This window comes from Homoserinimonas flava, from assembly GCF_054969005.1.
Genome location: NZ_JBUEQS010000003.1, coordinates 345,413 through 365,849, shown reverse-complemented (window position 1 = coordinate 365,849; position 20,437 = coordinate 345,413). Strand labels below are relative to the sequence as shown.

Annotated in this window: 21 protein-coding genes; 15 read left to right on the top strand and 6 right to left on the bottom strand. The window is 67.3% G+C overall.

The window, feature by feature from the left end; genetic code table 11:
- Positions 1-8 precede the first annotated feature (8 nt).
- The 3 genes from ACY48M_RS10515 (at position 9) to ACY48M_RS10505 (ending at position 4,638) form a co-directional block, all read left to right on the top strand.
- Positions 9-3,509 carry a proline dehydrogenase family protein gene (locus ACY48M_RS10515; RefSeq protein ID WP_462820238.1) on the top strand — a complete coding sequence of 1,167 codons (3,501 nt, stop codon included), beginning with the start codon at positions 9-11 and terminating at the stop codon, positions 3,507-3,509.
- 128 nt (positions 3,510-3,637) lie between these two features.
- Positions 3,638-4,129: a hypothetical protein gene (locus ACY48M_RS10510; RefSeq protein WP_462820237.1), complete on the top strand. Its 492-nt coding sequence runs from the start codon at positions 3,638-3,640 to the stop codon at positions 4,127-4,129.
- 56 nt (positions 4,130-4,185) lie between these two features.
- Positions 4,186-4,638 (top strand): pyrimidine dimer DNA glycosylase/endonuclease V, encoded by a 453-nt coding sequence (locus ACY48M_RS10505; RefSeq protein WP_462820236.1) that lies wholly within the window; start codon positions 4,186-4,188, stop codon positions 4,636-4,638.
- A gap of 73 nt (positions 4,639-4,711) precedes the next feature.
- On the opposite strand, the gene ACY48M_RS10500 is transcribed toward ACY48M_RS10505, so the two are convergent.
- The 3 genes from ACY48M_RS10500 to ACY48M_RS10490 form a co-directional block, all read right to left on the bottom strand.
- Positions 4,712-5,911 carry a hypothetical protein gene (locus tag ACY48M_RS10500; RefSeq protein WP_462820235.1) on the bottom strand — a complete coding sequence of 400 codons (1,200 nt, stop codon included), beginning with the start codon at positions 5,909-5,911 and terminating at the stop codon, positions 4,712-4,714.
- 150 nt (positions 5,912-6,061) lie between these two features.
- The gene (locus ACY48M_RS10495; RefSeq protein ID WP_462820234.1) at positions 6,062-6,649 is read right to left on the bottom strand and encodes a DUF2238 domain-containing protein; all 588 of its coding nucleotides are present in this window, start codon (positions 6,647-6,649) and stop codon (positions 6,062-6,064) included.
- A gap of 134 nt (positions 6,650-6,783) precedes the next feature.
- Positions 6,784-7,302, bottom strand: a complete 519-nt coding sequence (locus ACY48M_RS10490; RefSeq protein WP_462820233.1) for a hypothetical protein — start codon at positions 7,300-7,302, stop codon at positions 6,784-6,786.
- Between the two features lie 69 nt (positions 7,303-7,371).
- On the opposite strand from ACY48M_RS10490, the gene ACY48M_RS10485 reads away from it, so the two are divergent.
- The 5 genes from ACY48M_RS10485 to ACY48M_RS10465 are packed head-to-tail and all read left to right on the top strand — an operon-like array spanning position 7,372 to position 11,742.
- Positions 7,372-7,914, top strand: a complete 543-nt coding sequence (locus tag ACY48M_RS10485; protein WP_462820232.1) for an alpha/beta fold hydrolase — start codon at positions 7,372-7,374, stop codon at positions 7,912-7,914.
- Between the two features lie 60 nt (positions 7,915-7,974).
- Positions 7,975-8,325, top strand: a complete 351-nt coding sequence (locus ACY48M_RS10480; protein ID WP_462820231.1) for a GntR family transcriptional regulator — start codon at positions 7,975-7,977, stop codon at positions 8,323-8,325.
- Positions 8,322-9,326 carry a DUF1648 domain-containing protein gene (locus ACY48M_RS10475; protein ID WP_462820230.1) on the top strand — a complete coding sequence of 335 codons (1,005 nt, stop codon included), beginning with the start codon at positions 8,322-8,324 and terminating at the stop codon, positions 9,324-9,326. Before ACY48M_RS10480 ends, ACY48M_RS10475 begins: the two co-directional genes overlap by 4 nt.
- 38 nt (positions 9,327-9,364) lie before the next feature.
- Positions 9,365-10,186 (top strand): ABC transporter ATP-binding protein, encoded by an 822-nt coding sequence (locus ACY48M_RS10470; protein WP_462820229.1) that lies wholly within the window; start codon positions 9,365-9,367, stop codon positions 10,184-10,186.
- Positions 10,168-11,742 carry a transporter gene (locus ACY48M_RS10465; protein ID WP_462820228.1) on the top strand — a complete coding sequence of 525 codons (1,575 nt, stop codon included), beginning with the start codon at positions 10,168-10,170 and terminating at the stop codon, positions 11,740-11,742. The genes ACY48M_RS10470 and ACY48M_RS10465 overlap by 19 nt, the downstream gene beginning before the upstream one ends.
- Positions 11,743-11,798: 56 nt before the next feature.
- Here the strand turns inward: ACY48M_RS10465 and ACY48M_RS10460 are convergent, their stop codons facing one another.
- Positions 11,799-12,329 carry a DUF3060 domain-containing protein gene (locus ACY48M_RS10460; RefSeq protein ID WP_462820227.1) on the bottom strand — a complete coding sequence of 177 codons (531 nt, stop codon included), beginning with the start codon at positions 12,327-12,329 and terminating at the stop codon, positions 11,799-11,801.
- A gap of 22 nt (positions 12,330-12,351) precedes the next feature.
- Complete coding sequence (locus ACY48M_RS10455; RefSeq protein ID WP_462820226.1) at positions 12,352-13,428, bottom strand: SDR family NAD(P)-dependent oxidoreductase; 1,077 nt, start codon at positions 13,426-13,428, stop codon at positions 12,352-12,354.
- 66 nt (positions 13,429-13,494) lie between these two features.
- Between ACY48M_RS10455 and ACY48M_RS10450 the strand changes: the two genes are divergently transcribed.
- The 5 genes from ACY48M_RS10450 to ACY48M_RS10430 all read left to right on the top strand — a co-directional run bounded on the left by ACY48M_RS10450 (position 13,495) and on the right by ACY48M_RS10430 (position 17,466).
- Positions 13,495-14,070 (top strand): TetR/AcrR family transcriptional regulator, encoded by a 576-nt coding sequence (locus ACY48M_RS10450; protein WP_462820225.1) that lies wholly within the window; start codon positions 13,495-13,497, stop codon positions 14,068-14,070.
- Between the two features lie 140 nt (positions 14,071-14,210).
- Complete coding sequence (locus ACY48M_RS10445; protein ID WP_462820224.1) at positions 14,211-14,639, top strand: YciI family protein; 429 nt, start codon at positions 14,211-14,213, stop codon at positions 14,637-14,639.
- A 29-nt stretch (positions 14,640-14,668) separates the two neighbouring features.
- A complete protein-coding gene (locus ACY48M_RS10440; protein WP_462820223.1) occupies positions 14,669-15,907 on the top strand; it encodes an RNA polymerase sigma factor in 1,239 nt (412 codons plus the stop codon).
- A gap of 158 nt (positions 15,908-16,065) precedes the next feature.
- The gene (locus tag ACY48M_RS10435) at positions 16,066-17,103 is read left to right on the top strand and encodes a hypothetical protein (protein ID WP_462820222.1); all 1,038 of its coding nucleotides are present in this window, start codon (positions 16,066-16,068) and stop codon (positions 17,101-17,103) included.
- A 9-nt stretch (positions 17,104-17,112) separates the two neighbouring features.
- Positions 17,113-17,466 (top strand): hypothetical protein, encoded by a 354-nt coding sequence (locus tag ACY48M_RS10430; RefSeq protein ID WP_462820221.1) that lies wholly within the window; start codon positions 17,113-17,115, stop codon positions 17,464-17,466.
- An 8-nt stretch (positions 17,467-17,474) separates the two neighbouring features.
- Here ACY48M_RS10430 and ACY48M_RS10425 read toward each other — a convergent pair whose 3' ends face one another.
- Positions 17,475-18,551: an acyltransferase family protein gene (locus ACY48M_RS10425; RefSeq protein ID WP_462820220.1), complete on the bottom strand. Its 1,077-nt coding sequence runs from the start codon at positions 18,549-18,551 to the stop codon at positions 17,475-17,477.
- Between the two features lie 70 nt (positions 18,552-18,621).
- On the opposite strand from ACY48M_RS10425, the gene ACY48M_RS10420 reads away from it, so the two are divergent.
- Both ACY48M_RS10420 and ACY48M_RS10415 read left to right on the top strand, forming a co-directional pair.
- Positions 18,622-18,951: a PadR family transcriptional regulator gene (locus tag ACY48M_RS10420; protein ID WP_462820219.1), complete on the top strand. Its 330-nt coding sequence runs from the start codon at positions 18,622-18,624 to the stop codon at positions 18,949-18,951.
- Complete coding sequence (locus tag ACY48M_RS10415) at positions 18,951-20,432, top strand: hypothetical protein (RefSeq protein WP_462820218.1); 1,482 nt, start codon at positions 18,951-18,953, stop codon at positions 20,430-20,432. The genes ACY48M_RS10420 and ACY48M_RS10415 overlap by 1 nt, the downstream gene beginning before the upstream one ends.
- The last annotated feature ends 5 nt before the right edge of the window (positions 20,433-20,437 follow it).

Here is a 20,437-nt window from a genome sequence, read left to right as displayed (position 1 = left end):
GATGAGACATGACGAGCACCGCGGCATCCGCTGCACCAAGCACCGACGCCCTTGCGGACATCGACGCCGAACTCGTCGACGAGAGCATCGCGCTCGTGCGCCGCTGGCTCGACGCAGCATCCGAGGTGCCGGTCGATGGTTCGGCGGCCCAGCTCGCCGGGGTGCTCCGCGACCCGAACGGGCTCGGCTTCACGGTGGGTTTCGTCGACGGCGTCGTGCGGCCAGAGGATCTCGGGGTCGCCGCCCGCAACCTCCGGTCGCTTGCCCCGAAGGTGCCGGCGTTTCTCCCGTGGCACCTGCGCGGGGCGGTGCGTCTCGGCGGTGCCATCGCGCCAGTGCTGCCCGGAATCGTCGTGCCCATCGCGCGTACCGTGCTGCGCCGCATGGTGAGCCACCTCATCATCGACGCGAGCGATTCGCGTCTCGGCGGGGCCATCGCGCGCATCCGCACGCCCGGCATCCGGCTCAACATGAACCTGCTCGGCGAGGCGGTGCTCGGCGACCGGGAGGCGAAGCGCCGCCTCGAGGGCACCCGTCGGCTGCTCGCCCGCGACGACGTCGACTATGTGTCGATCAAGGTTTCGTCGACGACGGCGCCCCACAACCCGTGGGCGTTCGATGCCGCGGTCGACCATGTAATGGAGAAGCTGAGCCCGCTGTTCCACCTCGCGGCGAGGTCGAAAACCCCGAAGTTCATCAACCTCGACATGGAGGAATACAAAGATCTCGACCTCACGATCGCGGTGTTTCAGCGCATCCTCGATGACCCGGCGCTGCTGAAGCTCGAGGCGGGCATCGTGCTGCAGGCCTACCTGCCCGATGCCGTGAGCGCCATGATGCGGCTGCAAGAGTGGTCGGCGGCGCGACGGGCTCGCGGTGGCGCTGGCATCAAGGTGCGCGTCGTGAAGGGCGCCAACCTGCCCATGGAGCGGGTCGAATCATCCCTCCACGACTGGCCGCTCGCGACCTGGGGCACAAAACAGGAGAGCGACACCAACTACAAGCGCGTCATCAACTACGCGCTCCACCCCGACCGCATCGACAATGTGCGCATCGGCGTCGCCGGCCACAACCTCTTCGATCTCGCCTTCGCGTGGTTGCTCGCGAAGCGTCGCGGGGTCGAGCGCGGCGTCGAGTTCGAGATGCTGCTCGGCATGGCGCAGGGCCAGGCCGAGGCGGTGCGGCGCGATGTCGGCTGCCTGCTGCTTTACACGCCCGTCGTGCATCCAAAAGAGTTCGACGTCGCGATCGCCTACCTCATCCGCCGGCTCGAGGAGGGGGCGAGCCAGGAGAACTTCATGTCGGCCGTCTTCGAGCTCAGCAGCAACGAGGCACTCTTCGAACGCGAGCGGCAGCGCTACGTCGCGTCGCTCGCCGCGCTCGACGATGCCGTGCCGGAGCCGAACCGCAGGCAGGATCGACGCCTCTCGCCGACTGAGCGCACCACGCAGGTTTCGACGAGCTCAACCGGCGGGGTTTCCTCAACCGGCGGTGCGCACTTCACCAACACCCCCGACACCGACCCCTCCCTGCCGGGCAACCGCGCGTGGGGCAACGCCATCCTTGCGCGCGTGCCGACGAGCACGCTCGGTGATGACACGGTCGCGGCGAGCATCCTGAAGACTCCGGATGCTGTCACCGACGCCATCGGCCGCGCCATCGATGAGGGTGCCGCCTGGCGGGCACTGAGTGGTGCGGAGCGGGCCGAAGTGCTCCACCGCGCCGGCGACGCGCTCGCGGCCCGGCGTGCCGAGCTCATGGAAGTCATGGCGTCGGAGACGGGCAAAACCCTCGACCAGTCCGACCCTGAGGTGTCGGAGGCGATCGACTTTGCGCACTACTACGCGGAGCTCGCGCGCGGCCTCGACTCTGTCGACGGCGCAACCTTCACGCCCGCGCGGCTCACGGTCGTCACCCCGCCGTGGAACTTTCCCGTCGCCATCCCGGCCGGTTCGACCCTCGCGGCGCTCGCCGCAGGCTCGGCCGTCATCATCAAGCCGGCCCGCCAGGCGCGCCGTTCGGGCGCCGTCATGGTGGAGGCGCTGTGGGAGGCGGGCGTGCCGCGCGAGGCGCTTCAGTTTGTGCAGCTCGCGTCGTCGGAGCTCGGCGCCGGGTTGATCGGCGACGAGCGAGTCGACCGGGTCATCCTGACGGGCGGCTACGAGACGGCGGAGTTGTTCCGTTCGTTCCGCACCGACCTGCCGTTGCTCGCCGAGACGAGCGGCAAGAACGCCATCATCGTCACCCCGAGCGCCGACCTCGACCTCGCAGCGCGCGACGTTGCGGCATCCGCATTCGGTCATGCCGGCCAGAAATGTTCGGCAGCATCCCTCGTGATTCTTGTCGGTTCGGTTGCGAAGTCCCGGCGGTTCCACGACCAGCTGCTCGACGCGGTGCGCTCGCTCACGGTGGGGCCGGCATCCGATGCGGCGACCCGCATGGGGCCCATCATCGAGCAGGCGAACGGCAAACTGCTCGAGGCGCTGACAACCCTGCAGCCGGGCGAAAGGTGGGCCATCACACCGAAGAAGCTCGACAGCGACGGCCAGCTGTGGAGCCCCGGCGTGCGCGCGGGCGTCGCGCGCGGCTCCTACTTTCACCGCACCGAGTTCTTCGGGCCGGTGCTCGGCGTCATGACCGCCGCCACCCTCGACGAGGCAATTGCGATGCAGAACGAGGTCGACTACGGGCTCACCGCCGGGCTCCACTCGCTCGACCCCGCCGAACTCGCCGTCTGGCTCGACCGGGTCGAGGCCGGCAACCTTTACGTCAACCGCGGCATCACGGGCGCAATCGTGCAGCGGCAACCGTTCGGCGGGTGGAAGAAATCTGCCGTCGGCCCCGGCACCAAGGCCGGCGGGCCGAACTACCTCCTCGGGCTGGGTAACTGGAGCGCCGCGGAATCCACGGCTGGTGATGTGCCGCTCGCCCCGACCTCGCGCGCGCTGCTCGACGCGGCCGCAACCTCGCTGGATGCAGCATCCCTCGCGTCACTGCGCCGCGCCTTCGCAAGCGACACAACCGCCTGGGCCGACGAGTTCGGCGTGACGAAGGATGTCTCGGGGCTCAGCGCCGAACGCAACCTCTTCCGCTATCGGCCAGCCCCCGTCGCACTCCGCCTCGCGGAGCGCGGTTCGCTCGCCGACCTGCTCCGCGTCGTCGGCGCCGCGCTGCTCTCCGGCGCGCCCTTCACGGTGTCGACGGCCGAAGCGCTGCCGGCGGCGGTCGCCGTGGTGCTCCGCGGCTGCGGGGTGCCTGCCACCATCGACACGGATGCCGCATGGCTCGGGTCGCTCGCCGCGCTTGAAGGTGGTCGCATCCGCCTGCTGGGGGCACGCGCCTCGACCGTCGCCCACGCGACCGGCGGACGCCCCGACATCGCGGTGTACGACCAGCCCGTCACAGAGGCCGGACGCATCGAGCTGCTGCCGTTTGTGGAGGAACAGTCGGTGAGCATCACGGCGCACCGCTTCGGCACGCCGAGCACCTTCTCCGCAGGCGTGATCTGAGCGAGCCCGCCGGTCCAATAGCAGCGCCGACCGAGCCTGCGAGGGAGGGCCCGAGCGCATCGAAACCCGCACGGCGCACGCCCAGGGTTTCGGTGCGGGTCGCCCACACCGGTGCTACCGTGTGCCGCGTGACCGACTCCAGCGATTCAACTCCCGCCAGCAGGCCCGCTGACGCACCCGGAAGCATGCCCGCTGACGCGCACGCCGCCGCGCAAGGAGGCCCGCACGTTCCGGCGCCCGGAAGCCCGTCCGCTGACGCGCCCGGCGCGCACGCCAGCCCGCTCGCTCCGGCGCCCGGTGACCGCGCGAGGGCACCGCTCGCGACGAGCGCCCTCGCGGTGGCGCTCGTGATTCCCGTGCTGAGCCTGCTCGCCCAGGTGGTGTCGTCATCCTTGCTCGCCGCGCGCAACATCCCGGCGATGCAACTCAGCCAAGCCGCCGAAGGCCTTCTCGTGTTTGTGCTCGCGGCGACGACGATCGTGCTTGGGGTGATCGCGCTCGTCCGGCGTGGCCCCGGGCGGGCGCGCGCGGCTGCCGCGATCGGAATCGCAGGCCTCTCCCTCTGGAACATCGCCGTCGGCCTGATCAACGGCATGCTGCTCCAGGCGCTCGCAGGCTGAGCGCCCCGCAGGCCGAGCGCGCCCAGCCCCCGCACGACCCCACGTAGACTCTCCGGGTGAGACTCTGGTCGGTGCATCCGCAATACCTCGATCGGCAGGCGCTGGTCGCGTGCTGGCGCGAAGGGCTCCTCGCGCAGGCGGTCATCGGCAAAACTTCGGGCGGCTACAGCAATCACCCGCAGCTGCTGCGCTTCAGGGCGACGGACGCGCCGCTCGCATCACTCGGCGCCTTTCTTGCCGCGGTCGTCGATGAAGCGGATGCGAGGGGGTACCGTTTCGCTCGCGAAAAGATTCTCGCCCACCCCGTTGAGGGTGCTGAGCCCGGCGCCGCCCCACCTCTTGATCTCACCGACGGGCAATTGGAGTATGAGTGGCGGCACCTCATGGTGAAACTCGCCACCCGCACCCCAGATTTGGCGGTGCGGTTCGCCGATGTGCCGCCGACGGCGCATCCGCTGTTTCGGGTGGTTCCGGGGCCGATCGAACACTGGGAGCGCATCACCGTGTGACCCGCCCGCGCGGCCCGACCAGCACCAGCACCACCCACCCGCCCCCGACCAGCCACACCCGCCGCGCCTCGCCTCACCGGCACTGCTTCGACAGCTCGATGAGTTCGTTCGACGGGCGCCCATAAATCGATTCGCCGTTGCCGTCACCGGTGTAGCCCATGCCGATCGCCCAGGCGGTGGCGAACACTTCGGGCTGCGAGGCGAACCCGTCGCGGAACAGCGTGATGCATTTGCTCGTGATCGAATGCCCGACCTCGTGCGCCACGAGGGACGCGACGGCCGGGTTGCTGTGCCACATCGCCGCGACACTGTCGGAGAGGGTCATGGTTGAGTAACCCCCATGGGCGGTGTTCCATGTTGCGGTGCCGCCGTAGCTGCCGTTGGCGCCGTACCCGTTGACGATGGCGGCCCAGTCGAAGTCGAGCATCACACCGCCGGCGATCGAGCGCGCGAAGTCTTCGACGGCCCGGCGGTTGGCATAGAGCGGCCCGGCCTTCTCTGCTTCTTCGGCGGCGTGCGACGCCGCGAGCTCGCCTGCCGCCGCGACATACGCCCGCACCTGCTCGGCGCTGCCCGAATCCCACCCGGCATCCGGGAGCTCCGCCGTGACGGCGCGGTAGTCGATGCGCGCGGCGTTGGTCGCGGAGATGAAGGCGGAGTCGACGGATGCCGCGACCACTGGCAGTGCCGCCATGAACGCGTCGCCCGCAGCATCCACAGGGCTGGTCGCATTATCGACGGCGGCGGCGAGTCGTGCGAACTCTTCGCCTGCCGCCACGACGGAGTCGACTTCCTCCGCAATCTCTTCGGCGCGCTCAGTGAGGGCGTCGGTGTCGTCGGGGGCCGCGCCGAGACGGCGCGGTGCGTCGGGGGCGGCATCCGCCAGTGCGATCGCGTCGGTGAGGGCAAGATTCGCATCGCTGAGGGTGTGCAGGGCTGCCTGGTCGACGTAGGCCGGATCGGCGACGGCCGTCACCGCCGCCGCGATGCTCTGCGATTCGACGGCCACCTCGTGTGCGGCCTCGAGCGTGTCGAGCGAGTCGTTCGCTGCAGCGAGGGCCTCGGTGTAGCTCTCGCTTGCCGTCGCATAGCGGGCCTCTGCCGCAGCATGCCGCTGCTGCTGCAGCACGAGGGGCACTGTGATCGCCGCGATGAGGGTCGCGACGGCGACACCCCCGATGACCCAGCGCACCCGACCGCCGCGCACCCACCCACCGTGGAGCCCGCCACCGTGGGGCCCACCGCTCGCGGGCGCGGGCGTCTCGTCGGTCATGCGGCCAAGTATGCCGGAGGGCACCGACGCAGGCCCGGCCCGCAAAAGCCCCGCCCGCAAGCCCCCGCCCGGCCCGCAGGCTCGGCCCGCAGGCCCCGCCCCGCCTGCATGCCCGGCATCTTCGCCCGCCCGTGCGCGAAAGGCAGCCCCTCAGCGCGCCCGACCGTCGGAGGTCACCGCGAGCAGCATCCCGGCGACCACCCCACCGAGGCCCCCGGCGGCAACGTCGCTGAGCGTGTCGAGGTAGCCAACGTTGATGCTGTCGTCGACATACATGTAGCCCCACCATTCCAAGAACTCCCACACGCTCGCGAGGGCGAGGGCGAGCATTCCGCCGATAAGGCCCGCCGCGATGACGGATGCCGCGCCCGCTCCTGCCCGCGGGGGCGCGAGCCCGGCAGCACCCCACCGCTCAAGGAGCACGCGGGTGAGGGCCGCGAGCACGCCCGTCGCGACAAAGTGGGTGGCAAGGTCGAGCCAGGCGATGGCGGAGTAGAGGTCGGCGACGCTGAACCAGGCCGCGGCGAGCAGGGTGACGCTCGTGAGTGCGTCGAGGAGCGGGGGGAGGCCGGCGGCGCGCGAGAGCAGCACGCCCGCGAAGACGAGGAGGAAGAGGGCTGCTTCGACATGCCCGAGCGAGATGACGGCGACGAGGATGCTGAGGGGCGCGAGACCGCGGACGATGTCGGCACCGAGTTCGCCCACGCCTGTGGGTCGCCGGGTGAGTGTCTCGATCACGATTCCCGCCTTGCCCGACCCTCACGTTAGGGTAAGGTGCTCTTCGTCGGCAGGCTGCCGACATCCTCATCTCCCATTCTGCCGCCTAGAGCCACGGGCGCGGGCCGCGAATGGTGTGCGCACCGTGGCGCCGCTCAGGCGCCTGTGGGCGGCGTGAGCATCAGCTCGAGCCGTTCGCGCAGGTACGGCGCGAATTCGACGCCGGTTGCGGCATCCGCTCTCGGGTTCCAGCGCACGAGGAGGCGCCCGTTCGCCACGAACAGGGGGCCGAATGCTTCGGCAAGCCCCTCGTCAGAGAGCTCGATGACCTTCGCCCCAAAGTTGACGGTGGCACCCTCCTCGAAGCGCCCGCGGTGTGCCGCCGCACGGTGCATCCGCCGCTCTTCACCGGAGACCGACTGGTTGTTCGACCGGCCAGGTTCGACAGCGCGGGTGGTCGACCCGGCCGCGTAGAGCGTCGCCTCGCGGTCGAGGAGGAAGACGCCGAGATGCCAGACCTCGCCGATCGGGCGGAGCTTCGGTTCGGTCGTGAAGAGCAGCACCCGCCGCGGCGCCACGAACTCGGCGAGTGACTCGGTGGGAATGCCTGCGTCGCTGAGGCGAGCCGCGGCATCCGCCACGGCCACCTGCGCCGCCTCGATCTCGTCTCGCATCTGCCCATTCTCGCGCCCGCCGCCCGTGAGACTGCGCAAGTTGCTCCCGAGGGCCCGCCGCGCGACAACGTGCGCAGTCTCAGCGTCGCGGATGTCGGCGCCCTCGAAGGCAAGGTCGTGCTCGTGGGCCACTCCGGTGGGGGTGCGATCATCCACGGTGTCGCCGATGCGCGGCCTGACCGCATCGCGCGCAGCATCTTCGTCGATGCCGGGCCGCTCGGCGAGGGCGGCGTGATCAACGACGAGCTCCCTTTCGAGGGCGACGAGATCCCGCTGCCGCCGTGGGACGTGTTCGAGGAGGCCGACCTCACCGATCTCGACGAGACGCTCCGCGCGGAGTTCGCCGCGCGCGCGATCCCGCAGCCGAAGGGGGTCGCCTACGACGAGATGCACCTCAGCGACGAGCGACGGTTCGATGTGCCGGCGACCGTCATCGCGTGCGAGTTCCCCTGGCAGCTGCTGCGGGATTCGATCGCCGCCGGTCACCAGTGGGTGGCGGAGCTGGCGCGCATTCGCGACGTCGAGTACATCGACCTGCCGACGGGGCACTGGCCGCAGTTCACCAAGCCAGCGCAGCTGGGTGCCGCGATCCTCGGTGCGCTCGGGCGGTAGGTCGCGACCGCGCCACCCGCTCAACTTGATCTAGTTGAACTAGAACAATAGGATGGTGCCATGCTCATCCGACTCGACCCCGCCTCGGGCGTCTCACTCTTTGATCAGCTCGCGGGCACCATCCGCGCGTCGATCATGGCGGGGCGCGCGACACCCGGTGAACGACTCCCACCTGCGCGTGACCTGGCGGCATCGCTCGACATCAACGTGCACACCGTGCTGCGGGCCTACCAGCAGTTGCGCGACGAGGGGCTCATCGAGCTCCGCCGTGGCCGCGGGGCGATCGTGGCGACCGAGATGCGCGACTACGGCGAGCTCACGCGGGCGATCGCTGCGCTCGTTGCGACGGCACGCACCCAGAACATTCCCCCGGCGGCACTCGCCGCCCTTGTGAGAGAGGCGTACCAATGACCCAGCAGATTTCGGATGTCGCGGCGCACGCCCGATCGACGCGCCGCCGCGCGACCCTCGTCGGGGCTGACATCCCCATCGTGCTCACGGCGATCGCGGCCATTGTTATGGCGAGCTGGATTCCCGAGCTTCCCGACCCTGTCGCGGTGCACTGGTCTGGTGCCTCCCCTGACGGTTTCGGCGACGTCTGGTTTATGGTGCTCATGCCGCTCGGCGTTTCCGGGCTGTTCGGCATCCTTGTGGCCGGGGTCATTGCGAAGCCGACCGAGCGCGGCCTGCTCATGGCGAATCAGAAGTTCGCTCTGGTCACCTCGGTGTGGCTTGCGGGCCTGCTGGCGGTGGGCATCACCGGCACCCTCTGGGTGCAGCGCGGTCTCGATGATGCGGCTGTTGCATCCGGTGGCATGATCTGGATCCTGTGGGGCGCCATCGCGGGGGTCGCGCTGGCGGTCCCGGCGTGGTTCTTGCTGCCGAAGAGTGACGCGACTGTGCCGGCGGGCGAGCGCCCCCAGCCGATCGAGCTTGGGGCGACCGAGCGGGTGTCGTGGAGTCGCGGTGTCGCAGCGGGCCGCGCCCCGCGGCTCATTGTTGCGGGGGCGTTCGTGGTGGTGTTTGTCGCGGCGATGCTCACCGCATCTACCGGCTCTCCGGCGTTCGTGACAGTGGTGGTGACGGCGGCGTTCTTGGTGCTGCTCGTCACGGCGACCCTGTGGTGGCGGGTCACGGTTGACCGTCGCGGCCTTGTCGTGCGCAGCGTGCTCGGCTGGCCGCGCGTCGCCATCCCGGCATCCGAGATTCAGGATGTCACGATCGCCGACGTCAACCCGAGTGCCGACTTCGGCGGCTGGGGTTGGCGCATGGGCTCCGGCGGACGCTCCGGCATCATCCTCCGTGCCGGCGAGGCCATCGAGGTGACGCGGGCGAACGGCAAGCGCTTTGTCGTGACGGTCGATGATGCGGCGACGGGTGCCGCCGTGCTGGCGGGCGTCAGCGCCCGGTAGCCGTGACCGCGGATGCTCGCCGCGGTTAGTGTTGGGGCATGACAGCATCCGCCGACGCCGAACTGCCGACGCCGAGCGACGATCACGATGGGCAGCTCCCGGTGGGGGCTCCTGCCCTGCAGATCGTGGGACTGCGCAAGGCCTTTGGGGCGAAGGTTGCGGTCGACGGCATCGATCTCACGGTGCCGTCGGGCTCGTTCTATGGGCTGGTCGGGCCGAACGGGGCGGGCAAGACGACGACGCTGTCGATGTCGACCGGCCTGCTGCGTCCGGATGCTGGCACCATCGCCGTGCTCGGTGTCGATGTCTGGCGCGAGACGGTGAGGGTGAAGTCCCTCGTCGGGGTGCTCAGCGACGGGGTCGACCTTTTCGATCGACTCACGGGCGAGCAGCTCGTCACCTATCACGGCCTGCTCAACGGCATGGATCGCGAGACGGTCGCCGGTCGCACGCGCGATCTGCTCGACCTGCTTGACCTGCAGGGGGCGGGCGGCACCCTCGTCGTCGACTACTCGGCGGGCATGACGAAGAAGATTGCGCTCGCCTGCGCGCTCGTGCACGCGCCACGACTGCTGGTGCTCGACGAGCCGTTCGAGTCGGTTGACCCGGTGTCGGCGGCGAACATCCGAGACATCCTGCACCAGTTTGTCCGCGGCGGCGGCACCGTCATCGTCTCAAGTCATTCGATGGATTTGGTTGAGCGGATGTGCGACCACGTTGCCGTGATCGGCGCCGGCCGGGTGCTCGCGGCGGGCACGACGGAGGAGGTACGGGCGGGCTCCTCGCTCGAGGATCGCTTTGTCGAACTTGTCGGCGGGCGACGGCAGCATGAGGGGCCGGCGTGGTTGCACACCTCCTGAGGCTCCGCTTCCGACTGCTCGCGAACTCGCTCTCCCGCAGCCCGTGGGCGCTCGTCTCGGTGCTCCTTGGCGCAGTGTCGGGGCTCTTCATCCTCTTCGGCGTCGTCGTCGGGATGGTCGCGCTGTCGTTCGGTGAGGCGGAGGTCGCCTGGACGCTCGCCGTCCTGGCGGGGGCGCTGACCCTGCTCGGCTGGGTTGTCTTGCCGCTCGTGCTGCGCGGGCTCGACCAGTCGTTGAGCGTCACGAAGCTCCGCACGTTCCCCATCCCACCCCGGCGCCTCCTCGTCGCGCTCCTCATCGTCGGCGTGCTCGGAATCCCTGGGTTCGTGACCCTGCTCGCGGCGCTGTCGACTACGTTGAGCTGGCTGGGTGAGCCCCCCGCCCTCATCGCGGCCCCGTTCGCCGCCGTGCTCGCCGTCGTGACCTGTGTTGCGGCATCCCGAGCCTTCGAGTCGGTCGGCGCGGCGCTCGCCGCCGGACGACGCTACCGCGAGGTCATGGGGGTGATTGTGTTCGTGCCGATCATGCTGCTCGGGCCGATCATCGCCATCACGGGGACCTCGATCGCGGCGCTCGGCGATGAGCTCCCCCGCATCGCGGGCATCGTGTCGTGGACACCGTTCGGTGCGGCCTGGTCGATTCCGGGCGACCTTGCGCTCGGTCGTCCGCTTGAGGCGCTCGCCAAACTCGCCATCGCCCTCGCAACGCTCGGCGTGCTGTTGCTGTTGTGGTGGCGCAGCCTCGGCATCCTGCTTGTCGCGCCGCCCGTCACATCCGCCGGCTCCGGTCGCTCGAAGGGGCTCGGCCCGTTCAACTGGTTCCCGGCCACGCCGACGGGCGCGGTCGCGGCACGCACGAGTGTGTATTGGATGCGCGACCCGCGGTACGGCGGCTCGCTCATCGTGCTGCCCCTACTGGCAATCATCGCCGTGTTCGTTGCCACGACGGGGTCGAACTGGATGCTGGTAGTGCTTGGCCCGTTCTTCGCGGCGACCCTCGCGATCACCCTGTGCGCCGAGATCTCTTACGACGGCACGGCGTTCGCGTCGCATCTCTCGACGGGGTTGCGTGGTTCGGCAGACCGCGCTGGACGCGTGATCACGCTCGCGATCTTCGCGGTGCCCGTCGTCATCCTCGCGACCGTGATCCCGCTCGTGCTGCTCGACCTCGCGAGCATCATCCCGGCCATGCTAGGCATCGGGCTGGGGCTCTTGCTTACGGGTTTCGGGGTTTCGAGCATCGCGTCGGCGCGGTTTCTCATGCCGGTGCCGGCGGCAGGCGAGAGCCCCTTCAAGACGTCGACGGGGGCGTCATTCGGGTCGCAGCTCGGCATGTTCGCCGCGTGGGCGATCGTCTTCGCGCTCGCTCTGCCCGAACTCGTGCTCGGCATCATCGCGGCGGCGACCGGCAGCGTCGTGCTCGGCATCGTCGCGCTTGTGCTCGGGGTGGCGCTCGGCGCGACATTCATGATGGTCGGCATCCGGAGCGGCGGTGCGCTGCTCGACCGGCGCGGTCCCGAGCTGCTCGCGAGCCTGCGCAAGGTGCGCGGCGCCTAACTCCCGCAGCGGCGGCGAATGGCGCGGCCGAACGCGCTCAGATTGGCAGTGCCCGCTCAGTCGAGGTCGATGGTGTTCCGTTCGCCGGAGTCGTTGACGGAGCCGACAGCATCCGCTTCGACCACATTGTCGACGCCGCTGATCGAGAGCGCGCCGAGGTCATCCGCATCGATCGTGTTGCGATCGCCGCTGATGGTCACGGTGCCGGCGTCTTCGAGGTCAACCTCGTTCTCGGTTCCCTCGACTGTGATGTCGTCGATGTCGTCGAAGTCGGCGTCGTTGCGGTCACCGCGCACAATCAGGGTGCCGATCGACTCGCCATCGACAGAGATGTCGTTGCCTTCGATGCGCACCGAAGCGCAGGCACCCGTGAGGTCGATGTCGCTGCCCGCCTCAGTGACGAGCAGTTCGCCGTCGTCGCAGTTCGGGGCGGCGTCGGTTTGTGGCGAAGCCGATGGTGTGGCCGCCGGCGCTTCGCTCTGGGTGACCTGCCCCGCGGGCACCTCCAGGGTGATGCACCCCGTGAGAAGCACCGCGACGGCGGCGAGGGGCACGACGGTCAGGGGAACGCGGGCGAAGGTTCTCATGCATCGATCGTATGTCGTGCGGTTACGCGGCCGACCAGCCGCCATCGCTCGCGAGAATCTGGCCGTTAACATTGACGCCGTCATCGCTGAGCAAGAAGGTGATGGATGCCGCGACCGCGTCAGCCTCGACGGCCTCCGGCATGATGAGCATGCCGGTGTGCACCCGCTCTTGGCCGAGCGGTGAGTCAAACGACGCCTCGATGTTGGTGATGGTGGGCCCGGGGGCGACCGCGTTGACGCGGAGACCGCTCGGCCCGTACATGAATGCGCTGCTCTTGGTGAGCCCGACTACCGCGTGCTTCGAGGCGGTGTAGGCGGCACCGGCGGCCGAACCGCGGAGGGCGGCCTCGGATGCCACGTTGACGATCGAGCCCTGCGCGCGGGCGAGCATGCTGGGGACGACGGCGCGCATGAGCTTCATGGTGCCGTCGACGTTGATGGCGAAGACCCGCTTCCAGATGGCGTCGTCGATCTCGTGGACCGGCGTCATGTTGTCCATGATGCCGGCGACGTTGGCGAGGGCGTCGATGGTGCCGTTCGCTGCGGCGATGATGCGCGCGATGGCGTCGTCGTCGGTGATGTCTGCGACGACGGTCGTGATGTCGGCAGAGGGGAACTCGGCGGCGAACTCGGTGAGGCGCTCGGCTGAGATGTCGACGGCGATGACGCGGCCGCCTTCGCGAGCGACGCGGGAGGCGGTTGCGCGGCCAATGCCGGAGCCGGCACCCGTCACGATGACGGTCTTGCCGCTGAACCGGCCATCGCTGATGCGCTCGACCCATTCAGGCTGTTCGACGTCATCGGAGCTGGCCGACGTTGGTTCGTCGTCGGATGCCGCGACCTGCACGGGTTCGGATGCAGCATTCGTCGCTGGCACGTCGCCGCTCGCGGCACGGGCGACGAGTTCGTCGAGCAGCTCTTCGCTGAAGCGCCCCTTGCTGAGCTTGACGAGGCGCTTGAGCGAGAGGCGCCGCACGGGTCGCAGCACGCTCGCATCTTGGCCTGCCTGGGTGAGGAGTTCGCGAAAGATCGCACCACCGATCGGGTCGTCGAGCCAGGTGCCAACGGAAGAATCTCCGGTGAGGGGTGTCTGTGCCATGAGGGGGTCCAATCACGTGTCGGAAGCTATCCGGACAACGCTGTCCGGTAGCAGTACGGTAGCAGCATGACCTTGACGCCGAAAGGGAATCGTGGGCCGAGTGCCGGCCCACACAATCGACGCGCGCTCATCGATGCTGCCCGCGAGGTCTTCATGACCGAGGGGCTCACGGCGCCGCTGAGTCTCATCGCCCGCCGCGCCGGTGTCGGGCAGGGCAGCCTCTACCGACACTTTCCTGATCGACTTGCGCTTGCCGTCGCCGTGTTCGACGACAACGTCGACATCCTCGAGTCTGTGATCGAGCATCCAGAAACCACTCTGGACGATCTGCTCGATCATGTCATCGAGCAGGCTGTTGTTTCGACGAGCCTCATCGATCTCATCACCGCGAATCAGCACGACCCGCGGGCGGTCCCGCTTGCCGATCGCGTGCACAAGCTTCTCAGCACGGTTGTGCACCGGGAGAAGGCCGCCGCAAACCTTGGAGCGGATGTCACGGTCGACGACGTTCTGCTCGCGATCTCGATGCTCGCAGGAGTGCTCGGCCGCACGCCGGAAGCCGACCGCGAGACTGTGGCGCGGCGAGCGTGGGCACTGTTCCACGCTGCGTTCGCACCCCACGACGGTGCCAAGTCGCGATGAGGACCCGCGCCGAGCACCACGACGGGCGCTGAGCTGCCGCGCATCCTCAGAAACTTCTCGCGCGATGTCGATATCGCTCATAGCCATTCGACGCGATAGTAGAGGGGCGAACACGCCCCACCGACACGAGAGGAACCATCATGGCGAAGTACATGCTGATCATGCGGAACAGCGGCTCAGAGGAGAACCTTGAAGACATGGACTTTGAGGCGGTCATCAACGCGATGGGTGCCTACAACGAGTCGATGATGAAGGCCGGGGTGATGATCGGTGGCGACGGGCTGACGGATGCTGCCCAGGGCGCCGTCGTCGAGTTCACCAATGACGCCCCCATTGTTTCTGACGGCCCCTACGGCGAGGTGCACGAACTGTTCAACGGTTTCTGGACGATCGAGGTTGCGACCCGCGAGGAGGCGATCGAGTGGGCTTCGCGCGCGCCGCTCGGCCCCGGCAACAAGATCGAGGTCCGGCGCATTACCGACGAGTCGGATTTCGCTGACTACGCCGACAACGAGTACGTCAAGAAGGAAGAGGGCTGGCGCGAAGAGCTTGCGGCCCGCCAGGCGTGAGCGCGCAGTCTTGACCCGAAGGTCCTGACATGGACGAGCAGATCCACCGCGAGGTCGACGCCGTCTGGCGCATCGAGAGCGCGCGCATCGTCGCGACGCTCGCGAAAGTGACGGGCGATGTCGGCCTCGCCGAGGATCTCGCGCAGGAGGCGCTCATCGAGGCGCTTGAGCAGTGGCCGCGGGTGGGCACACCGCGCAACCCTGGTGCGTGGCTCACGATGGTGGCGAAGCGGCGGGCGATCGATGCGTGGCGTCGGCGGGAGGCGCTCGACGAGCGCTACCGGGCGATCGCCCACGGGCTCGACGAGACGACGGACGCCGACTGGGAGCCGATCGACGACGACGTGCTCCGCCTCGTCTTCACCGCGTGTCATCCGGTGCTCTCGCGCGAATCGCAGGTCGCCCTCACGCTGCGAGTGGTGAGTGGGCTTACAACGCAGGAGATCGCCCGGATGCTGCTGGTACCGGTCGCGACGGTGCAGGCGCGCATCACACGGGCGAAGAAGACGCTCACGGCTGCGCATGTGCCGTTCGAGACGCCGGAGCCCGCCGAATGGCCGGCACGACTTTCGTCGGTGCTCGGTGTCGTGTACCTGGTCTTCACGGAGGGCTATGCGGCGACGAGCGGCGACCGGTGGATTCGCACCGAGCTCGCGAATGAGGCGCTCCGGCTCGGCCGAACCCTCGCGGCGCTTGTCCCACGCGAACCCGAAGCGCATGCGCTCGTCGCGCTCATGGAGTTTCAGGCGTCCCGCTTCGGGGCCCGCACCGCCCCCGATGGCACGCCGATACTGCTCGCCGATCAAAACCGCAGCAGGTGGGATCGCGCACAGATCCGCCGCGGCACGGCCGCACTCGAACGGGCGGATGCCGCGGTGCACGCCCGCGCGCGTGGCAGCTACGCGCTCCAGGCCGCCATCGCCCAGTGCCACGCTGTCGCGCCGAGTGTCGCCGACACCGACTGGGAGCAGATCGTGATCCTCTACGAGGCGCTCGGACGTCTGGCCCCGAACCCTGTCGTTGAGCTGAATCGGGCCGTCGCCGTGTCGATGGCGACCGGGCCGGCATCCGCGCTTCGCATCGTTGATGCGCTCGCCGATGATCCGGCCCTCCGCGGCTCACACCTGCTGCCGAGCGTGCGCGGCGAGTTGCTCGCGCGGCTCGGGCGGGCGGATGAGGCGCGCTCGGAGTTCCTCACGGCGGCCCACCTCACCGCCAACGAGCGCCAGCGTGCCGTGTTGCTCGCGAAGGCCGGTGCGGCTGGCTGAGTGCCCGCGTTAGAGCGTCTGATTGTGCAGGCAGGGCTTCTGTATTCCGGCAAAGAATACCCCCCGCTTCGGGGGTAGACGAACGAAGCCGCAAGCCCCATTCTCATTTATGAGGGTTGCTCACTCAGAGTCGCCTCTTTCATGCATTGGAGCCGGGAATGTCCCTGAAGCAGACTCTAGCGGTTGTCTCGGCAGCCGCACTTATTTCGATTGGAACGGCGTCACCTGCGTTTGCCGACGACACATTTCAGAGCTTCTCGGAGGTAATGACGGCGAGTGCTCCTGAGCTGCTTCACGAGACGTCGGACGTTCTTGCGCCAGACGTTTTTGACGAAGGTGCCACGGTGCGCGTCGAACCCTCCGATTCGGTGGGCGGTCTGGAGGAGCCAGTCGGTGAAGCGATCTTAATTGAACCGCCAGCCCTCGAAATCGACTTTGCATCTGGTGTGGTGGGGACTTCCCCGGAAGGCGTAGTCGAGCTTGAAACGGGAGACAGTAACTCAAGTGCCTATATTCAGCCGAATGATTCTGGGTACCGGATCATCTCGACTACCGATAGTGCCGACGGGCCTTCCAGCTTCAGCTACACAGTGGACGCAGCTGGGGCTGCGACGCTCGTGGAGGTAGGAGAACTCTTATTCCTTGAGACTGACTCAGAGACTTTTGGCGTCTTAGAGCAACCCTGGGCGAAGGACGCCAATGGCGGGGACGTCCCCACTTGGTACACGTGGGCTTCTGGCACACTCACGCAGCACCTTGACCTGACGGGGGTCGATGCATACCCAGTCGTCGCCGATCCTGCCTGGACGTACTCCTACAAATTTCCCACTGCCAAGACGTCGACTCGAATCGAGCAACTGCTGCGTGCCTGCTTCAACTGCTACTTTCCGGTGGCCGGAGCGCCGAAAGCCTTCCCCGCTTACGACCAACGACTCCCGTTGCGCGTTCTTGGACTCAACTTCGAATGCCGCATGCGAGGCATTGGGAAGGTAGCCGGCTCGCTGTTCCAGTACAGCTTCGCGGCGACGAGCAATCATGTGGACGGCGCAGGGTCGACAATTACGTTCTCGTTTCGGAGCGACAAGTATCTTTATGTCAGTGCGTCTATTCAGAACCAGCTTCTCAATAACAGCATTTACCGAGCTGGCGCAATTCAAACTTGGGCCAGCTTCGCTAACAATCTGCGAAGCGCGTAGAGTCGCGCAATGAAGGCAATCATCGCGGCGGTGGCCGGCGCTCTGGCCGGGTTGATCTCAGTTGCGGTAGTGCCCGCGCTGAGTGAGCAGGCGAACGGATTTTTCGCCTTCGGGGCTCTCGTTGGGTTCGGGATAGGCGCGGCTGCGGGAGCTATCGCAGGAGGAGTGGCAATGGTGCTGGGCCGAATGCCAGCCCTCGCCACGGTCACCTCGGGTGTCACCGCGTTGGGCGTCGCATGGGTGTTGGGGTCAGCGTCGTCGCTCATCGCACCCCTTGCCGTGGCTGCTGTGGTGGCAGTGGTCATCGTGTTGGCATTGGCGCTTCACGCATGGAGCCCGCGAAGGAGCGCGTCGGCGAAGTAGTAGGCCACTCACGACGTTCGCGGCCGCTGTGCCCGTGGCGCTTCGCATCCTGAGCCGCGGGGTTGATGCTTGACCACGCTCGCGCTTTGCGCGCGGCGAGATTTCCTGCCGGTGAGCGCCGGCTTCTCAATGAGCCACCAGGATGCGGCCGCGATGGCCAGCGTCGTTGGCGCTGCGAGTGCCAGGTTCTCCCAGAAGTTTGTCGCACCCAGGCGAACGTAGAGCTGCTGAACGAGGTAGCCGTACAGATAAGTTCCGTACGACAGATCTCCGATGGTGTCTCGCAGCGACGGCCAGCGCGTCTCCCACAGCCCCATTGCTGTCGCACCGAGCGGCAACGCGATCCAGGAGATGATGGCGCCAAGTGCAGGATCGAAGCGTGCGGAGGCGAGCCAGAACGCTGCAGCGGCTACAACAGGTATCGGTGCGGTCACGCGTCGTGGGACGAAGCTGATGAGGGCCCCAGCGGCGAAGTAGGTCACCATCGACGCGGTTTCGCCCGCTGCTGTGCCCAGTCCTAGCGCGAATGCGGCCACGCCCGCCACCCATCCTGCAGACGCGTACGCGATCGCGGCCCAGAGTGGCGGAGCCTTTCGCAGCAGGACCCCGATCGCCGCTACGGCCACGTAGCAGCAGAACTCCACACCGAGGGTCCACAGTGACCCGTTCACTGTGTTGCGCGTGTGCTGATCCCCATCGAAAACGCCAGGAAGCTCGTATTGACCTAGGAGCAACAGATTCTGCAGGTACGACCACGTTTGCGGCTCTGCGAAGTAAGCAAGGTCGGCGAGAGATGAAGTGGCGGGCCCCACCAAGAAGACCGTGACGAGGACCACGGTGATCATCCCTGGAAAAATGCGCCGTACGCGACGCGCAAAGAACTGGTGGAGGCTCGGACGTCGCTTCCAGCTGGAGGCGATCAGGTACCCGCTGATGGCGAAGAACACCGCTACTCCGAGCGTGTGAAGCGGGATGTTTGCGAACCGCGGGGCTGGCTCCGGAGTGGTGAGGACCCACGAATGCCCCACGAGCACGCAGAGTGCAGCGGCCAGACGAAGGAGATCAAAGCAGTTGCTTCGTGCCATCTAATACCTCGCTCATCATTGCATCGGTCATTAGACTATGACACATCGGCGACCGAGGTATGATGGCTCCATGACGCGGCCCGCTATGCAGTTGCCAACGTTTTTGATCTTGACCGCGCTCGCGGACGGCCCAAAGCACGGATACGCGCTCATCGAGCAAGCCGCCATCCTTTCGGGCGGCGAAACACAACTGAAGGTGGGGACGCTCTACACGGCGCTTGAGCGACTAGCGAAGGAAGGGCTGATCGTCCGCGCGGGCGAGGAAGTCGTCTCTGGTCGTACCCGCCGCTTCTACGAGCTCACAGGAGAAGGGCGGCTTGCCCTTGCGCATGAAGCCGATCGCATGAAGGCCCTTGCCGCACATGCGACCCGTCGACTTTCCGGGAGGTTGGCCTTCTGATGTCGGTGCTCGATGCGCTGGAGACCTCCGCACCTGCAGTCCCGATTCAGCAAGACGCCCGAATTCATCGTTGGGTGGCGGCGTCCCTCGCCGTGTACCCGAGTCGCTGGCGGGACGAGTACGAAGCGGAGGTCGCGAGCACTCTGCTGGATGTGGCGGATGCTCGTGACCGACGAGCAGGGATGGCCGGAGAACTGTTGGTCGTCTGGATCCGAGGTGTGATCCTTCGCGCACAAAGCTCAGTGGTTTTCTGGGGCGGGCTGCTCATTATTGCCCTACTTTTCTATCCGGCCGTATACGAGTATTCCGGCTTCGCAACTGAACGATATTGGCCTGCTGTGCACGCGAGGGCGGCTGGCGGGCTGACTCTCGCGCTCCCCGTCGCTGCGGCGGTCGCTGCGTGGCTGGGGTGGTGTGCCTCGCGCCACCACCCCTCTGGACGACGCCGGCTGTTGCAACTTGCACGAGACGGTGGAAGCATCCTTGCTTGGGTGTTCATCGGCTGGATGGCATTCGTAATCGCCATTCTCAGCACGTCTGGATGGCCCGCTACGCCGAACTTCCATCTCGGTCTCCTGACTGCGCTCTTCGCACAATCTGCCGCGGCGATTGCCTTTGGCTATCTGCTCGGGTACCTCGTCCATCCCGGTTTCGGGGCGCCCCTGGCGCTCGTCTCGGTCGGCTACTGGCTGAACTTCGCGTCCATTCAGGGAGCGCTGAACTGGCGAAACATCAACGGGTACAACCTTCTCTCCTGCTGCGACCGGATCAACACCGGACCAAGTCTGCAAGCCATCGGATTTGTCTTCGCCGTGGCGGTCCCAACTACCCTCCTCTGCGTTGCGGTTGTGTGGCTCCGCCGCCGCTTGTTGAGGGTTAGCCTTGTCGGCGCTGTAGCGGCCGCGCTCGTCGCGGCCTCGCCCTCCATTGCAAGTGAGGCGAACGAAGTCACGAAGGATCTAGCGTTTGTGCGTAGCTCCGCTGAACTGGTGTGCGCGGGAACTGCTCCCGAAATCTGCCTCTGGCCCGAACAAGAGGCTGAAAGCGGTCATCTAGTCCGGGAGACGATTACAGCAGCCCATCAAACGGCGGCACAGCTCGGGCTCGGTGCGCCCCAACTGGTGTCGGCTCAGTACAGCCAATACGCGGAAGATGCTGAGTTCTTTCCGCTCAACCTCGGAGCGAACCCAACCAGGGACGAAATATTGATCAGCTACAGTTCCGTCGCAACATCGAGACTCATGCCACCGTCCCCGGACTCCGAGATCATCGACAAGCTTCAGGGCGCCCAGTTCGCGACGGCGATTCTGCTTGGGGCATCCGAAGACGTCGCCCTCCCCGGCTTCTCCGTGAGTGATCAATCGGGCGGAACAGTCCGGCTGGGGGAAGACGAAGTGCGCGACCTCCTCGGAGTCCACAACGAAGCCGAAGCGAGAGAAGTGGTCGCTGCCTGGGTAAGGACAACGGGCAGCGTCGTGTAGGCGCT

What these genes read in the sequence shown, in the direction of transcription:
- ACY48M_RS10415 (WP_462820218.1), top strand. Translation starts at nt 18,951, where the DNA reads ATGTCGGTGCTCGATGCGCTGGAGACCTCCGCACCTGCAGTCCCGATT.
- ACY48M_RS10480 (WP_462820231.1), top strand. Translation starts at nt 7,975, where the DNA reads ATGCTCATCCGACTCGACCCCGCCTCGGGCGTCTCACTCTTTGATCAG.
- ACY48M_RS10425 (WP_462820220.1), bottom strand. Translation starts at nt 18,551, where the DNA reads ATGGCACGAAGCAACTGCTTTGATCTCCTTCGTCTGGCCGCTGCACTC.
- ACY48M_RS10475 (WP_462820230.1), top strand. Translation starts at nt 8,322, where the DNA reads ATGACCCAGCAGATTTCGGATGTCGCGGCGCACGCCCGATCGACGCGC.
- ACY48M_RS10470 (WP_462820229.1), top strand. Translation starts at nt 9,365, where the DNA reads ATGACAGCATCCGCCGACGCCGAACTGCCGACGCCGAGCGACGATCAC.
- ACY48M_RS10445 (WP_462820224.1), top strand. Translation starts at nt 14,211, where the DNA reads ATGGCGAAGTACATGCTGATCATGCGGAACAGCGGCTCAGAGGAGAAC.
- ACY48M_RS10455 (WP_462820226.1), bottom strand. Translation starts at nt 13,428, where the DNA reads ATGGCACAGACACCCCTCACCGGAGATTCTTCCGTTGGCACCTGGCTC.
- ACY48M_RS10515 (WP_462820238.1), top strand. Translation starts at nt 9, where the DNA reads ATGACGAGCACCGCGGCATCCGCTGCACCAAGCACCGACGCCCTTGCG.
- ACY48M_RS10500 (WP_462820235.1), bottom strand. Translation starts at nt 5,911, where the DNA reads ATGACCGACGAGACGCCCGCGCCCGCGAGCGGTGGGCCCCACGGTGGC.
- ACY48M_RS10440 (WP_462820223.1), top strand. Translation starts at nt 14,669, where the DNA reads ATGGACGAGCAGATCCACCGCGAGGTCGACGCCGTCTGGCGCATCGAG.
- ACY48M_RS10490 (WP_462820233.1), bottom strand. Translation starts at nt 7,302, where the DNA reads ATGCGAGACGAGATCGAGGCGGCGCAGGTGGCCGTGGCGGATGCCGCG.
- ACY48M_RS10430 (WP_462820221.1), top strand. Translation starts at nt 17,113, where the DNA reads ATGAAGGCAATCATCGCGGCGGTGGCCGGCGCTCTGGCCGGGTTGATC.
- ACY48M_RS10460 (WP_462820227.1), bottom strand. Translation starts at nt 12,329, where the DNA reads ATGAGAACCTTCGCCCGCGTTCCCCTGACCGTCGTGCCCCTCGCCGCC.
- ACY48M_RS10435 (WP_462820222.1), top strand. Translation starts at nt 16,066, where the DNA reads ATGTCCCTGAAGCAGACTCTAGCGGTTGTCTCGGCAGCCGCACTTATT.
- ACY48M_RS10420 (WP_462820219.1), top strand. Translation starts at nt 18,622, where the DNA reads ATGACGCGGCCCGCTATGCAGTTGCCAACGTTTTTGATCTTGACCGCG.
- ACY48M_RS10450 (WP_462820225.1), top strand. Translation starts at nt 13,495, where the DNA reads ATGACCTTGACGCCGAAAGGGAATCGTGGGCCGAGTGCCGGCCCACAC.